15 protein-coding genes and 1 tRNA gene are annotated in these 13,863 nt (G+C 74.0%); 13 read left to right on the forward strand and 3 right to left on the reverse strand.

The genetic code is table 11. The annotated features are described in order from the left end of the window. The first annotated feature begins 12 nt into the window (after nucleotides 1–12). The 7 genes from galU (at nucleotide 13) to ABEA77_RS08900 (ending at nucleotide 5,734) form a co-directional block, all read left to right on the forward strand. Nucleotides 13–927 carry a UTP--glucose-1-phosphate uridylyltransferase GalU gene (galU, locus tag ABEA77_RS08870; RefSeq protein ID WP_345643590.1) on the forward strand — a complete coding sequence of 305 codons (915 nt, stop codon included), beginning with the start codon at nucleotides 13–15 and terminating at the stop codon, nucleotides 925–927. Continuing rightward, nucleotides 924–2,258: a molybdotransferase-like divisome protein Glp gene (gene glp / locus ABEA77_RS08875; protein ID WP_345643592.1), complete on the forward strand. Its 1,335-nt coding sequence runs from the start codon at nucleotides 924–926 to the stop codon at nucleotides 2,256–2,258. The genes galU and glp overlap by 4 nt, the downstream gene beginning before the upstream one ends. 338 nt (nucleotides 2,259–2,596) lie before the next feature. After that, nucleotides 2,597–3,037, forward strand: coding sequence for a cyclic pyranopterin monophosphate synthase MoaC (moaC, locus tag ABEA77_RS08880; RefSeq protein WP_345643864.1), 441 nt, complete (start codon nucleotides 2,597–2,599; stop codon nucleotides 3,035–3,037). Further along, nucleotides 3,034–3,537, forward strand: a complete 504-nt coding sequence (locus ABEA77_RS08885) for a MogA/MoaB family molybdenum cofactor biosynthesis protein (protein ID WP_345643594.1) — start codon at nucleotides 3,034–3,036, stop codon at nucleotides 3,535–3,537. Before moaC ends, ABEA77_RS08885 begins: the two co-directional genes overlap by 4 nt. Next, entirely contained in the window at nucleotides 3,534–4,160 is a 627-nt protein-coding gene (locus ABEA77_RS08890) for a GNAT family N-acetyltransferase (RefSeq protein ID WP_345643596.1), read from the forward strand. The genes ABEA77_RS08885 and ABEA77_RS08890 overlap by 4 nt, the downstream gene beginning before the upstream one ends. A 283-nt stretch (nucleotides 4,161–4,443) precedes the next feature. After that, a complete protein-coding gene (gene sepX, locus ABEA77_RS08895) occupies nucleotides 4,444–5,574 on the forward strand; it encodes a divisome protein SepX/GlpR (RefSeq protein WP_345643599.1) in 1,131 nt (376 codons plus the stop codon). A gap of 86 nt (nucleotides 5,575–5,660) precedes the next feature. Next, nucleotides 5,661–5,734, forward strand: a tRNA-Ala gene (locus tag ABEA77_RS08900). Between the two features lie 74 nt (nucleotides 5,735–5,808). Here the strand turns inward: ABEA77_RS08900 and ABEA77_RS08905 are convergent. Together ABEA77_RS08905 and ABEA77_RS08910 are read right to left on the reverse strand one after the other, a co-directional pair. Continuing rightward, nucleotides 5,809–6,267 (reverse strand): VOC family protein, encoded by a 459-nt coding sequence (locus tag ABEA77_RS08905; RefSeq protein WP_345643602.1) that lies wholly within the window; start codon nucleotides 6,265–6,267, stop codon nucleotides 5,809–5,811. A gap of 46 nt (nucleotides 6,268–6,313) precedes the next feature. Then, on the reverse strand, nucleotides 6,314–7,498 hold the full coding sequence (locus ABEA77_RS08910) for an ARMT1-like domain-containing protein (protein WP_345643605.1): 1,185 nt from the start codon (nucleotides 7,496–7,498) through the stop codon (nucleotides 6,314–6,316). A gap of 600 nt (nucleotides 7,499–8,098) precedes the next feature. Here ABEA77_RS08910 and ABEA77_RS08915 point away from each other — a divergent pair. From ABEA77_RS08915 to ABEA77_RS08940, 6 genes are all read left to right on the forward strand, one after another. Further along, on the forward strand, nucleotides 8,099–10,045 hold the full coding sequence (locus ABEA77_RS08915) for a sensor histidine kinase (RefSeq protein WP_345643606.1): 1,947 nt from the start codon (nucleotides 8,099–8,101) through the stop codon (nucleotides 10,043–10,045). A 75-nt stretch (nucleotides 10,046–10,120) separates the two neighbouring features. Continuing rightward, nucleotides 10,121–10,528: a roadblock/LC7 domain-containing protein gene (locus ABEA77_RS08920; RefSeq protein ID WP_345643609.1), complete on the forward strand. Its 408-nt coding sequence runs from the start codon at nucleotides 10,121–10,123 to the stop codon at nucleotides 10,526–10,528. A gap of 62 nt (nucleotides 10,529–10,590) precedes the next feature. Continuing rightward, nucleotides 10,591–10,920: a DUF742 domain-containing protein gene (locus ABEA77_RS08925; protein ID WP_345643866.1), complete on the forward strand. Its 330-nt coding sequence runs from the start codon at nucleotides 10,591–10,593 to the stop codon at nucleotides 10,918–10,920. Then, nucleotides 10,898–11,506 (forward strand): GTP-binding protein, encoded by a 609-nt coding sequence (locus ABEA77_RS08930; RefSeq protein WP_345643612.1) that lies wholly within the window; start codon nucleotides 10,898–10,900, stop codon nucleotides 11,504–11,506. Before ABEA77_RS08925 ends, ABEA77_RS08930 begins: the two co-directional genes overlap by 23 nt. Continuing rightward, entirely contained in the window at nucleotides 11,503–12,879 is a 1,377-nt protein-coding gene (locus ABEA77_RS08935; protein ID WP_345643614.1) for a cytochrome P450 family protein, read from the forward strand. The genes ABEA77_RS08930 and ABEA77_RS08935 overlap by 4 nt, the downstream gene beginning before the upstream one ends. A 45-nt stretch (nucleotides 12,880–12,924) precedes the next feature. Then, the gene (locus ABEA77_RS08940) at nucleotides 12,925–13,419 is read left to right on the forward strand and encodes a DUF5949 family protein (protein ID WP_345643617.1); all 495 of its coding nucleotides are present in this window, start codon (nucleotides 12,925–12,927) and stop codon (nucleotides 13,417–13,419) included. 152 nt (nucleotides 13,420–13,571) lie between these two features. Here ABEA77_RS08940 and ABEA77_RS08945 read toward each other — a convergent pair whose 3' ends face one another. Then, entirely contained in the window at nucleotides 13,572–13,766 is a 195-nt protein-coding gene (locus ABEA77_RS08945) for a hypothetical protein (RefSeq protein WP_345643620.1), read from the reverse strand. Nucleotides 13,767–13,863 lie beyond the last annotated feature (97 nt).

Here is a 13,863-nt window from a genome sequence, read left to right on the forward strand (position 1 = left end):
AGGGTGCCGCGCATGATCTACTCGCCACCCCCCAGGATCACTAAGGCTGTCATCCCCGCCGCCGGGCTCGGCACCCGCTTCCTGCCCGCCACGAAGGCGACGCCGAAGGAGATGCTCCCCGTCGTCGACAAGCCGGCGATCCAGTACGTGGTCGAGGAGGCCGTCGCGGCGGGCCTCTCCGACGTCCTCATGATCACCGGACGCAACAAGCGCCCCCTTGAGGACCACTTCGACCGCAACTACGAGCTGGAGGAGGCACTCTCACGCAAGGGCGACCTGCGGCGCCTCGCGAAGGTGCAGGAGTCGAGCGACCTGGCGACCATGCACTACGTGCGCCAGGGCGACCCGCGCGGCCTCGGCCACGCCGTGCTCTGCGCCGAGCCGCACGTCGGCGACCAGCCCTTCGCCGTACTCCTCGGCGACGACCTGATCGACCCCCGCGACCCCCTCCTCGCGCGCATGGTCGAGGTGCAGGAGCGCGAGGGCGGCAGCGTCGTCGCGCTGATGGAGGTCGAGCCCGAGCAGATCCACCTCTACGGCTGCGCCGCCGTGGAGCCGACCGCGCACTCCGACGTGGTCAAGGTGCACGACCTGGTCGAGAAGCCGGAGCCCGCTGACGCCCCGAGCAACTACGCGATCATCGGCCGCTATGTCCTCGACCCCGCCGTCTTCGGCATACTGCGGAAGACCGAGCCCGGCCGTGGCGGCGAGATCCAGTTGACGGACGCACTCCAGCAGCTGTCCGCCGACGAGAGGACCGGCGGGCCCGTGCACGGCGTCGTCTTCAAGGGACGGCGCTATGACACGGGCGACCGCGGGGACTTTCTGCGTGCCATCGTCAGACTCGCGTGCGAACGTGAAGACCTGGGCCCGGACTTCCGGGCCTGGCTCCGCAGATTTGTCATCGAGGAGATGCAGGCATCGTGAGCAGCACGGCAGAGTCGGCACCGGCGGGCCAGAGCGAGGCCCTGTGGAGCGTGGAGGAGCACGTCGAGGACATCCTCGCGGCGATCCGCCCCCTCGACCCCATCGAGCTGCCCCTGCCCGACGCGCAGGGCTGCGTCCTCGTGGAGGACGTGGTCGTGCCGGTGTCCCTGCCGCCGTTCGACAACAGCTCCATGGACGGGTACGCGGTGCGCACCGCCGATCTCAGCGGCGCGACGCCCGAGTTCCCCGCCGTGCTGACCGTGGTCGGCGACGTGGCCGCGGGCAGCGGCCCGCTGCCCGAGGTAGGCCCGGGGCAGGCCGCGCGGATCATGACGGGAGCCCCCCTGCCGCCGGGCGCCGAGGCCGTCGTGCCCGTGGAGTGGACCGACGGGGGCGCGGGCGGCGGCGCGGTCGCCACCATGCTCCCGGCAGGCGAGGGCGCGGACGGCGCGAGCGGCGAGGTGCGCGTCCACCGCCCGGCCGGGCCGCGCGCGCATGTGCGCGGCGCCGGCAGCGACGTGCAGGCCGGCGATCTCGCCCTGGAGGCGGGCACGGTGCTCGGCCCACCGCAGATCGCGCTGCTCGCCGCGATCGGCCGGGGCACCGTGCGGGTCCGGCCGCGCCCGCGCGTCGTCGTGCTGTCCACCGGCAGCGAACTGGTGCAGCCGGGCGAGGAGCTGGCGGAGGGCCAGATCTACGACTCCAACAGCTTCGCCCTCGCCGCCGCGGCCCGCGACGCGGGCGCGATCGCCTACCGGGTCGGCGCCGTCGCCGACGACCCTGACACCCTCCGCTCCACCATCGAGGACCAGCTGGTCCGCGCCGACCTGCTGGTGACCACGGGCGGCGTCAGCGTCGGCGCGTACGACGTGGTGAAGGCGGCGCTCTCCTCGGTGGGCGACGAGGACGAGCCGGGCAGCGGCATCGACTTCCGCAAGCTGGCCATGCAGCCGGGCAAGCCGCAGGGGTTCGGCTCCATCGGACCGGCGCACACCCCGCTGCTCGCGCTCCCCGGCAATCCGGTCTCCAGTTATGTCTCCTTCGAGCTGTTCGCACGGCCCGCGATCCGGGCGATGATGGGCGCCACCGAGGTGCACCGCCCGGTGGTGCGGGCCAGGCTCGCGGCCGGGAAGCCGGTGTCGTCGCCTGCCGGCCGGCGCCAGTTCCTGCGGGGCAGGTACGACGCGGCCACGGGCGAGGCGGCCCCGGTCGGCGGCGCGGGCTCGCACCTGGTGGCGGCCCTCGCCCACGCGGACTGCCTGATCGTGGTGCCCGAGGAGACGACGTCCGTGGAGCCCGGCACCGAGCTGGACGTCGTCCTGCTGGGCTGAGCGCCGCCGTCGCCCCCGCGAAACGGAAGGACCGCACGGCCGCGCGGCGTCCCCGCGCGCACGCCGTGGGCCGTCCTGACCGGCCGAGTGGCACCAGGTGGCGGTACCGTTGGCTGCTTGAACCGGCCGAGCAGCGCCGGTACGCGCCGAGGGGGCCGGGCCGCGCGGGCCCGGCCCCGTACGGCCGTCAGAACGGGCCAGGACCGGGAGCGTCACACCGTATGACCGCGATTCCGCCGGGGGGCAGCCCCGGACAGCCGGGAGCCGGGGGTCCGCTGCCCCAGGACGGGCAGGCCGCCGTGGGCCTCACGCATGTCGACGAGACGGGCGCGGCCCGCATGGTCGACGTCTCAGCGAAGGACGTCACCGCCAGGGTGGCGAGGGCCAGCGGCCGGGTGCTCGTCGCGCCCGAGGTCGTCGCGCTGCTGCGGGGCGGCGGCGTGCCCAAGGGCGACGCGCTCTCCGTCGCGCGCATCGCCGGGATCATGGGTGCCAAGCGCACGCCCGACCTCGTACCCCTCTGCCATCCGCTGGCCGTCTCCGGCGTCACGGTCGACCTCGCGGTCGCGGACGACGCGGTGGAGATCACGGCCACGGTGAAGACCACCGACCGCACCGGCGTCGAGATGGAGGCGCTGACCGCGGTGTCCGTCGCGGCGCTCACCGTCGTCGACATGGTGAAGGCGGTCGACAAGGGCACCGTGATCACGGACGTACGGGTCGAGGAGAAGCGCGGCGGCAAGTCCGGCGTCTGGACCCGCGCGGGAGGCGACGCGTGAGCGGCGCGGCGGCGGACCGCCGCGCCCTGGTCGTCACCGCCTCCAACCGGGCCGCGGCCGGCGTCTACGAGGACACCGGGGGCCCGCTGATCGTCGCGGCCCTCACGGACCTCGGCTTCACCGCGGAAGGCCCGCGCGTCGTGCCCGACGGCGACCCGGTGGAGAGCGCGCTGCGCGACGCCGTCGCGGCCGGCTACGACGTGGTCGTCACCACCGGCGGTACGGGCATCTCACCGACCGACCGCACGCCCGAGGCCACCCGGCGGGTGCTCGACCGCGAGGTGCCCGGCATCGCCGAGGCGATCCGCGCGCAGGGCCTCGCCAAGGTGCCCACGGCGGCGCTCTCGCGCGGCCTCGCGGGTGTCGCGGGCCGGACCCTGATCGTCAACCTGCCGGGGTCGAGGGGCGGCGTGCGGGACGGGCTCGCCGTGCTCGGAGGAGTGCTGGTGCACGCCGTTGACCAGCTCCGCGGCGCCGACCACCCCCGCGACGACGGATGAACCCCGCCTGGCCGGTGCTGCTGACGGACGGCGACATCGCCCTCCGCCCGATAAGGATGCGCGACCAGCGGGACTGGCGGGACGTCAACCGGCGCAACAGGGACTGGCTCAGGCCGTGGGAGGCAACCGTCCCGCCGCCCGTGCCCGGCGCGCCGCTCGGCCACCGGCCGACGTACCGGCAGATGGTGCGCCACCTCAAGCGGGAGGCGGCAGCGGGGCGGATGCTGCCCTTCGTCATCGAGTACCGGGGGCGCCTGGTCGGACAGTTGACGGTGGCCGGAATCACCTGGGGCTCGATGTGCTCGGGCCACGTCGGCTACTGGATCGACAGCGAGGTCGCCGGACAGGGCGTGATGCCGACGGCCGTGGCGCTCGCCACCGACCACTGCTTCCAGGCGCTCGGACTGCACCGCCTTGAGGTCTGCATCCGCCCCGAGAACGGGCCGAGCCGGCGGGTCGTGGAGAAGCTGGGCTTCCGCGAGGAGGGCCTGCGACCGCGCTACCTGCACATCGACGGCGCCTGGCGCGACCACCTGGTCTTCGCGCTGACGGCCGAGGAGGTCCCCGAGGGGCTGCTGCGCCGCTGGCGCCAGGCCAGGCGGCACCGTACGCCCGGGGAGTGAGCGGACGGCGCCCGGGGCCGCCGGGGGCCGCTTCCCCCGGGACCTTCCCCCTCCCTTTCGGGGCTCTTTCACCGATCCTGAGTTCGAAATGCGTTCGAATAAAAAGACGGTGCGACCTCTCCCTTTATGGGAATGTGTGTTCGATATCGATCAGAGTAGTTCACCATTCCGCCATAGGGTGGTCCGAACAATCACAAAAAAGTTCAGTGATATCAGCCAGATCGTGCGACACACCGGCCCAAGTGGCGGATGCGCTCCGGTGGATCCCTCTACGGTGTGAAGCGTGAGCAGCAGCGGCCTCATTTACGCAGTCATCGTCGGGGCCTGGGCCGCCTACTTGGTGCCGATGTGGCTCCGCAGGCAGGACGAGCTCAACGAGGCCCGTCCGACAGAACGCTTCAGCACCGCCATCCGGCTGCTGTCCGGCCGGGCGGCGATGGAGCGCAGATACGCCAAGGGCCTGCGGGAGCGCGTCGAGGACCAGGAACCGGACACGGCCGAGGCACCCGACGCGCCGGACGCCGCCGGGCGCGGCGACGCGGAGCCGGGCGCCGGGGCGGAGTCGATGAGCTCCGTCGACGTCCGCTCCTTCGCCGCGCCCCCCGCCCTGACCGAGGCGCGGATCGAGGTGCGCGCGCCCGCCGGGCGCGCGGCCTTTGAGGAACCCGCAGGGCGCCCGCCCGCCGAGGATCGCGCCCCCCGCGCGCGCCGGTCCGCCGCCGAGGCCGAGCGCGCCACCCGCGCGCGCCGCTCCCAGGTGCTCGCGCGCCGGCGCCGTACGACCGTGGTCCTCTTCCTCGCCTTCACCGCGGGCGCCGTCGTCGCCGCGGTCGGCGGGCTGCGGCTGCTGTGGGCGCCCGCCGTGCCGGCCGTGCTGCTCAGCGTCTACATCGCGTACCTGCGCGCCAACGAGCGGCGGCGCTTCACCTTCACCATGGACCGGCGCAGGGCCGAGGCGGCCGCCCAGCGGCTGCGCGAGACCCGCTCGCATCGCCAGGTGCCCGCGGAGCGCGACGAGGACGCGCTGCCCGAAGGCACCCCCGCCCCGCAGCCGGCCCAGCGCGTCTCGCCGCAGGAGGCGGGCCGCAGGGCGCTGGTCGAGCAGACCGACCACGCGGAGTGGCTCGACCAGGAGCGCGAGCGCCGCCCCGGCCGCGGCGACAGCTGGGAGCCCGTCCCGGTGCCGCTGCCCACCTATGTGACCGCGCCCGTCGCGCCGCGCGCCTCCAACGGCGTCGAGGTCGGCGACCCGGAGACCTGGAGCGCCGCCCGCTCCTCGCCCGCCGCCGACCCGGCGCCCGCGCCCGCGCCCGCGCCGGCTCCGCGCCGCGTCCGCGACCACGGCAGGACGCCCCTGTTCGACCAGTACGACGACTACGGCGACGCCGACAGGCCGCGCGCGGCCAACGAGTGACCGCACCGGGCCACCGGCCCCGGTGACCAGCGCACAACGGATTTCCGACCAGCCCGACCGGGGTGCTAGAGTCTCACTCGTCGCAAGGGCCTGTGGCGCAGTCCGGTAGCGCACCTCGTTCGCATCGAGGGGGTCAGGGGTTCGAATCCCCTCAGGTCCACAGACACAGGGAAGCCCCTGTCGGAGAGATCCGACAGGGGCTTCCTCGTGCTGTGCCGAGGCGCCGGGCGCGGGTCAGGCGGCGAAGACCTGGGTGTCGTCGGCGAACGCCTTGAACTCCAGGGCGTTGCCCGCCGGGTCGAGCAGGAACATGGTCCACTGCTCGCCCTTCTCGCCCGCGAAGCGCAGATAGGGCTCGATGACGAACTCCGTGCCCGCGGCGCGCAGTCGTTCGGCGAGGTCGTGGAACTCGGGGATCGTCAGCAGGAGTCCGAAGTGGGGCACGGGCACGTCGTGGCCGTCCACCGCGTTGTGGGCGCGCTCGGCGGGGCGCGGCGCCAGGTGGGTCACGAACTGGTGGCCGTGGAGGTTCCAGTCGACCCACCGTTCCGCGCTGCGGCCCTCGGTGAGGCCGAGCACGCCGCCGTAGAAGCGGCGGGCCGCGGCCAGGTCGTCCACCGGCACGGCCAGGTGGAAGCGCGGCAGCCCGGCCGCCGTCCTGGGGGTGTCGTCCGGCGATGTGTCAGCGTTCATGGGGTGTTCGCCTCTCTCGTACGGCTGCGGCGGGTACGGGCCGACGCTACGCGTCCGCGCCCGCGACCTGCACCAGGGCGTGCGTCCCCGTCACCCGCCACGGCTCGCCCGAGGCGTCGAGCGCGGCCACCGTCGCCGGGGCGACGCCCGTGACCACGTCCGACTTGAGGGTGCGCAGCGCCGCCACCGGGCTCGGGAAGTGGGCGGCGCGGTCGGCGAACGGCGTCGTCGGCTGCCAGAGCCTGTCGCCCACCAGGCGGCGGTAGTTGAGGTCGCCCTTGAGCAGCGTGACGGTCGCGGTGGCGAGATGGCGGCGCAGGTCGTCCGGCATCTCCGCGTAGCCGAACGGCGCGCAGAAGAAGGGGTGCGCGCCGATGGCGAGCCGGCCCTCGGCCACCGCGTCCCACAGGCGGCGGCCCGCCTCGCCCGCCGCGCCGCCGGCCGCCGCGAGGCGCCGCAGCGCGGCGTCCGCGTCCGCCGCCGTGGCGTCCGAGACGTAGTACGGGTACGGCTTGACGTGCAGGACCGCGCTGCCCGCCCGGCCGGTGTGCAGCAGGTGGTCGAGGAGGAGCAGGTCGGGCACGAGTTCGCGGGCCGCGTTGTCGGCGATCAGGTGCACGGTCGCGGCCGGGTCGTCGCCCGGCGGGAGCATGTCCCAGAGGCGCTCCCGCTCGTCGGCCACCAGCTGCGCCGCGCCGCCGGGCGCCGTCTCGCCCGCGGTGATCCGGAAGCCGAGGTCGGCGCGGTTGCCCCAGAGCGCGGCGCCGAGCAGCGCGTCCGCCCGCTCACGCTCGGGGTGTTCTGCGAGCGCGTCGAGCGCGGCGAGTTCCTCGTCCACGGCGGTGCCGCGCAGCTCGGCGTCCTTGAAGGGCGCGAACGGGTCGAGCCCCTGCCGTACCCCCGGTGCGAAGTACCCGACCGCGCCGAGCAGCCGACGGTAGAAGTAGCTCTCCCCCCACAGGAAGGTCAGGTCGTACCAGGGCCTGCCGACGGCGGTCCCCGCGCCCCAGGCGTCCCACTGCCGGGCGTCGTGCGCGTCCGGTGGCAGCGGTGCCACGGTCCCGTCCGTGATCTCGGCGAGCAGCCCGTCGAGGGCGCCGCGCACGGCCGGCGGGTAGGGGGTGGCGTCGCGCACCTGCCGGACGAGCGCGGGATGGCGCTCGGCAAGCACGCTGTGGGCGAAGGTGCCGGGCACGTCGGCACGGACAGCGGGGGCCTCGTCGGTGTTCACCGGCCCATGATCCCCCGCGCGCCGGGACGGGACGTACGCCGTCCGCCCGTCCGCCGAGAGCCGCGTGTGACTGGGCTTGTCCGAGTTCTTTCGGGAAAGGCGAAACGGAGTTCTCGAATATTCGGTTCCGTCGCGTCACGATGTCATTCGTGGGCTTGTCCTCCCGGTGGGCCGTGGAACGCCGTACGGCTCGGGGGAAAAGCGGTGGGGCGGTCTTCCGGAGACCGCTCGCGCCCCGTCACCTCGCCCTTTCGGTGGGCGGTTTCGCGCCGCAGGTGACGGAGGGTAGATGTTCTGCCGGGAGTTGTCCCGGTGGTCGTCGCAGGTCAGGGCCGCACGGCCGAAGGACGGGCGGGCGTGCTCGGGAAAAGCGTCCCTGGCCGTCCTCCGGGCGATATACGATCCCCGCATTGTTCGGCCCCAGCAATGTCCGGCGCGCGCCCAGTCGCTCTCGACGCAACGCACCCGGTCGAGGGATTGACCTCTGCCGGGGAATTGACCTCAGGATCGGCCGGGCCGGCACCGTCCGCCACGGAGTGCCGGTCGGAGACGAGACTTCGGACCACACGAAGGTTTTCCATGACCCGTGCCCGCACCCCCGTGTCTGCCACCACCGCCCGCAGGACACGCCCCTGGCCGGTCGTGCTCGTCCTCGCGTTCCTCGCCCTGACCGGCGGCGGCTTCGCCATGGAGCGGGCGGTCGGGGTCGGCGCCGTGGCGGCGTACGGCGTCGCGGGTGCCGTACTGCTCGGCTGGCTCGAATCGTTCAGGCGCGCGCAGCACGACCTCACCTACGCCCTGATCAAGCTGCGCGGAGAGGTCAAGGAGCGCGACGCCGAACTCGCCCGCCGCGACGCCCAGTGGCACGGATACGTCAACACCCAGGCCGAACGCATCAGGGAAGAGGCCCAGTTCACGCTCGAACGGAGGCTGCCCGCGGCCCTCGCCCGCACGGCGGTGCCGCCCGCGCTGCACGCCGACGGCGCCGACGGCGCCGCCGAGACGGCCAGACCGCCGGGCCCGGGGGGCGACGGCGGCGAGGGCATCTCCGTCTGGTTCGACCGGATGCTCGCCGAGGTCTCCCGCTCCATCGACGAGCGCGAGGAGTCCCAGCGGCTCTCCCTGGTGGAGCTGGCGAACCGCATCCAGACCTCGGCGCACCGCATCCAGGCCAAGGCCACCGGCATCGCGGACCGCTACCCGGGCGACACGGACCTGCTGGAGACCACCATGCAGGTCGACCACGCCGCCACCCAGCAGGCCAGGCACGCGCAGAGCCTCAAGGTCCTGTGCGACGAGTGGCCCGGCCAGCAGTGGCAGGAGCCGCTCGCGCTGGTCGACGTCGTACGGGCCGCGTCAGGCCGCATCATGTCGTACCGCAGGGTGGAGGTCACGGGCGACCCGGACGTCGGCATCGCCGCGATCGTCGTGGAGCCGCTGATCCACCTGATCGCGGAGCTCCTCGCCAACGCCACCGAGTACTCGCCGCCGCGCACCGCCGTCCCCGTCGCCGTGCGGCCGGTGCAGCGCGGCGCGGTCATCGAGGTGGACGACGGCGGTCTCGGCCTCGACGACTACCGGCTCGCCGAGGCGCGGGAGATCGTCTCCGGCCGCAGGCTGCTCGGCGTGGGCGACGTGGGGGAGATCCCACAGACCGGCTTCGCGGTCATCGGCAGGTTCGCCAGGCGGCACGGCTTCGGCGTCGACCTCGGACCCTCGCCGTACGGCGGGATCCGCGCGGTCGTCCTCGTACCCCTGGAGATGCTGGAGAAGCTCGACCCGCCCGGCACCGCCAAGCGCCGCCCGGCGGCGGACGAGGAGCGCCCGGCCCAGCGCGCCCCCGGGCGTGAGCGGTCCGACGGCCTGACCGACGCGGACGTGTCGCCCGCCGACCCGCGGTTCGTGCACAACCCGCTCGTCCCGCAGCCGCCGAGGAAACCCCGCAGGCCCGAACTTCCCGCGCAGGAGCCCACGCTGCCCCGCCGCGAGGCGCCCGGCACGGCCGGGCAGGGGCGGCAGCACGCCGGGCGCGAGCCGGGCCCTGCCGCCCAGGACACGGCCGCACCGGCGCGGGAGCAGGGCCCGGGCCCTCAGGACAGGGCCGGGACCGGTCGCACGGCCGGGGGACGCGACCCGTACGACCGCAGCGCACAGGAACGGACCCTCGACGACATCAGCGCACAGGACCCGATCACCCACGACCGCACCGCGCGGGACCGCGACGACGCGCCAGGGCGCCCGCCCGCGCACGGGCGCCCCGCCGCGCAGCACCCCGCCGCCCCCGAGCCGCTCGTCCCCGAACCCCGCCAGCGGGCCGGTTCCGGGGCCCACGACAGCGCGCCCGAAGGACCGAGGAGGCTGCCGCGCCGCAGATCGGCGCGGGGAGAGTCGCGCCCGATGCCGAACGGCCCGAGCAGCACCACCCCGCCCGGCACGCCCGAGGAGGCGGGGGAGTGGATGTCGGCCTTCTTCGAGGGCTGCACCGCGCAGGAGCCCCCGCACCCGCGCCCCGCGGGCGACGACGGAACACCCCCGCACGCCTCGTGACCCCGCCCGCGCGGGGCCGCCGCACCGCCCCCTCCCCTCCCGCCAGCCCGAATCCCCAGAAGGACGGAACCGACCATGAGTTACGTGACCGAGCCGGAGCAGCGGAGCTGGATGATCGCCGACGTCGCCGCCGTTCCGGGGGTACGCCAGGTCATCGTCTTCAGCGCCGACGGACTCCTGTTGACCAGCTCTGAGGGGATGGACAGGGACGCGGCCGACCGGCTCGCCGCCAACTGCTCGGGGCTGCTCTCGCTCGGCCGCAGCCTCGGCAAGGAGTTCGGCTCCGACGGCGGCCTCGTCCACCAGCAGATGGTCGAGTTCAACGGCGGCTTCCTCTTCATGCGCAGCGCGCACGGCGCCCATCTCGCCGTCGTCACGGGGCCCGTGGTGGACCCGAAGCTGGTGGCCCGGCAGATGCAGGCCCAAGTGATGAAGATCGGGGCCCCGAACCTGAGCAGTCCGCCCCGGCAGGGGTCTGTGTGAGCGGCTCAGCCGGCCCCGGGCGGGCGCGCCCGGGGCCGGATCCCGAGGACGGTTCCGCGGCACTGCGCCCGTACGTCATCACGCGGGGCCGCTCGCGGCCGAGCCGCAACACGGTCGGGGTCGAGACGCTGCTCGTCGCGACCGTGCCCGCCAAGCCGCTGCCGGTGTCGGCGGCACGCGAGGAGCGGGCCCTCGTGCGCATGTGCGAGCGGCTGCTCTCCCTGGTCGAGGCGGCGGCCCACCTCGACCTCCCGGTGAGCCTGGTGAAGGTCCTCGCGTCCGACCTGGTCGACAGCGGCCACCTCACCGCGCGCTCCGGCGTGCCGCAGGCCGTACTGCCCGACCCGAAACTGCTTCAGGAGGTACTGGATGGTCTCCGTCGGCTCCGCTGACCGCTACCTGCCCGACACTGTCCAGCAGGCCGTCAAGATCCCCGTGGTCGGGGCCTTCGGGGTCGGCAAGACGACGCTGGTCGGCTCCGTCAGCGAGATCGCGCCGCTGCGCACCGAGGAGGTCATGACGCAGGCCAGCGTCGGCGTGGACGACCTGGCGGCCACCAGCGGCAAGACCACCACCACCGTCGCCATGGACTTCGGGCGCATCACCCTCAGCCCGCGCATCGTGCTCTACCTCTTCGGCACGCCGGGCCAGAAGCGGTTCTGGGACCTGTGGGAGGGGCTGCTCGAAGGGGCGCTCGGCGTGCTGGTGGTGATCGACACCCGCAGGCTTGAGGACAGCTTCGACGTGCTGGAGCAACTGGAGGTGCGGCACGTGCCGTTCGCGGTCGCGGTCAACCAGTTCCCCGACAGCCACCCCTACCCCACCGAGGAACTCCGGGAAGCCCTGGACCTGTTGGAGGAGACACCCATCGTGATGTGCGACGCGAGGGATCGCGCGTCGTCGGCGGAGGCGCTGATCACCCTCGTCGAGTACGTGTTGGACGGCAGTGCCGTACGCACCCCGGAGACCGCGTCGTGACGCCGCGCGGGAGCGGCCCCCACGACACGGCGCGGCACGGAGCCCGGACCGGGGCGCAGGAGGTGGCGCCGCCCGGCGGCTGCCCCGTCCCGTACGGCGCGGGCGGCGGCGGGCAGCACCGCGGCGCCGAGCGGCCGATGCTGCTCACCGACATCGTCTCCTCGCCCGACCCGCACCTCGTCTACCGCGAACTGCGCGACACATACGGCCCGGTGGCGCCCGTCGAGCTCGAACCCGGCCTGCCCGCCTGGCTGGTGCTCGGCTACCACGAACTCCTCGTCATCACGCGCCAGGAGCAGCTGTTCTCCCGCGACCCGCGCAACTGGCACGCCCTGCGGGAGGGCAGGATCGCGCCCGAGTCGCCGCTGATGCCGATGATGCGCTACCACCCGGTCTGCTACCACGAGGACGGCGCAGAACACCGGCGCATGCGCGTGCCGTTCGACGAGGGGGTCGGCAGGCTCAACGAGCGGGCCGCGCGGCGGCTGATCGAGGTGCGCTGCCGCGCGCTCGTCGCCCGGTTCTCCGAGGAGGGCCACGCCGACCTGGTCAACGACTACGCGGCGCTCGCGCCGATGATGTCGCTCGCCGGGCTCTTCGGCCTCGGCCCCGCGCAGAGCGAGGAGCTGGTGCGCACGGTCCTCGGCGTGGTGGGCTCCAACCCCGGCTCCGAGGAGGCGTACCAGACCCAGCACCGCATCATCGGCGAGATGATCGCCCGCCAGCGGTCCGCTCCCGACACGGACCTCACGTGGACCTTCGCCCACCACCCCAACCTGGTGACGGACGAGGAGCGGTACGCGGCGATGCACCTGATGCTCATCGCGGGCAACGCCCCCACCATCTCCTGGATCGCGCAGACCCTGCGGATGATGATCACCGACCCGCGGTTCGCGGCCCGGCTGCGCGGCGGGCGGCTCGGCGTGGACGACGCCCTCGACGAAGCCCTGTGGCGTGAACCGCCGTTGAACGCGATGCCGGCCCGGTACGTGCTGCACGACATCGAGCTCGGCGGCCAGGTGCTGCGCAGGGGCGACTGCCTGATCATGGGGATCGGCGCGGCCAACGACGACCCGGAGATCCGGCCCGACGAGGGCGAGGACTGGGGCAACCGCGCCCATCTCGCCTTCTCCGCGGGCCCGCACCGCTGCCCCGCGCAGCTGCCGGCCCGGCTGATCGCCCGTACGGCCGTGCGTACGGTGCTCAACCTGCTGCCCGACCTCGAACTCACCGTGCCCGCCGAGGAGCTGGTGCCGAGCCCGTCGCCGTGGACCCGGGTGCCCGCGCGCCTGCCCGTCTCGTTCACACCGCGCCGGGTGCCCGAGGGGCCGGACACCGGACCCGACGGCGCGCCGAGTGACCCGGTCGGGTGACAACGGGGCACGATCATGCCCCAACAGCCGCTAATGTGACGAGATATGACGACAAGCAACACCGCGTCGTACGCCCCGCTCATGGGCACGCTCTCGGTGATCCCCTGGACCAAAGATCCCGCGGAGGGGGAGCGCAGCGCGCCGTTCCTGCTCGCCTACTCCCTCGGTGACGGGCGGCAGGGGCCCGCGGCGGGCGAGGAGGCACTGCACGCCGTACTCGGCGAGATCGGTCTGGAGCCCGGCACCGAGACCGTGGACCTCGCGGACCGGCCGTCCGTCGCGATCAAACTGCTGGTGGAGGCGGGGCGGGCCGTGCTGACCATGCCGTACCTCAACGCCCAGTGCCCGGTGCCGCCGGAGTGGGAGCAGGACGCGCGCAGAGCGGGCCGGGTGTACTTCATCGTGGCGACCAAGCCGTGGACGGACGGGGTGCCTGGACGCCCCGTCAGCGAGGACCAGTTGCGCGCGTTCGTCGGCAACCCCGAGGTGGTCGCGACCGCGGCCCACTGCCTCGTACCGGTCCGCAGCCTGACCGGCTGACGGGAGGGCGCCAGAACACACACGAAGGGCCCGGTCCGCACGCCGCGTGCGGACCGGGCCCGAGCGCTGTGCCGTCGGGACCCGCCCGGCAGCCCTCGCCCGGCAGCCCCCGCCCGGCAGCTCCGTTCGGCTGCCCGTCCGTCGGGGCCGACTCATCCGGCCCCGTGGCGGTCCTCCGCGGCCGGTTCCGCGGGGCCGCCCTGCGGTGCGGCGGGCACGGTGCGCCCCGCGTCCCCCCACTCCCTCACCAGGGCGTTGTAGATGGGCGTGCGCGGATGCGCCGACTCGGCGCGCGGCTTCCGCTCGGCGGCCGGGCGGTCCCGGCGCGGGGCACGGAGGGTTTCCATACCGGGAGAACGCACAGGATGTCCACAGGGTCACTCTCGCGGGGGCGGACAGGGGGACGGGGGAAACGCTTCTTCGAACCCGTCGCTCGAACCGTCG

Origin of the sequence: Streptomyces tremellae, from assembly GCF_039540215.1 — a bacterium.
Taxonomy (GTDB): domain Bacteria; phylum Actinomycetota; class Actinomycetes; order Streptomycetales; family Streptomycetaceae; genus Streptomyces; species Streptomyces tremellae.

Coding starts and splice junctions, on each gene's coding strand:
- galU (WP_345643590.1), top strand. CDS start 13: ATGATCTACTCGCCACCCCCCAGGATCACTAAGGCTGTCATCCCCGCC.
- moaC (WP_345643864.1), top strand. CDS start 2,597: ATGGTCGACGTCTCAGCGAAGGACGTCACCGCCAGGGTGGCGAGGGCC.
- ABEA77_RS08890 (WP_345643596.1), top strand. CDS start 3,534: ATGAACCCCGCCTGGCCGGTGCTGCTGACGGACGGCGACATCGCCCTC.
- ABEA77_RS08905 (WP_345643602.1), bottom strand. CDS start 6,267: ATGAACGCTGACACATCGCCGGACGACACCCCCAGGACGGCGGCCGGG.
- ABEA77_RS08920 (WP_345643609.1), top strand. CDS start 10,121: ATGAGTTACGTGACCGAGCCGGAGCAGCGGAGCTGGATGATCGCCGAC.
- ABEA77_RS08930 (WP_345643612.1), top strand. CDS start 10,898: ATGGTCTCCGTCGGCTCCGCTGACCGCTACCTGCCCGACACTGTCCAG.
- ABEA77_RS08940 (WP_345643617.1), top strand. CDS start 12,925: ATGACGACAAGCAACACCGCGTCGTACGCCCCGCTCATGGGCACGCTC.
- ABEA77_RS08945 (WP_345643620.1), bottom strand. CDS start 13,766: ATGGAAACCCTCCGTGCCCCGCGCCGGGACCGCCCGGCCGCCGAGCGG.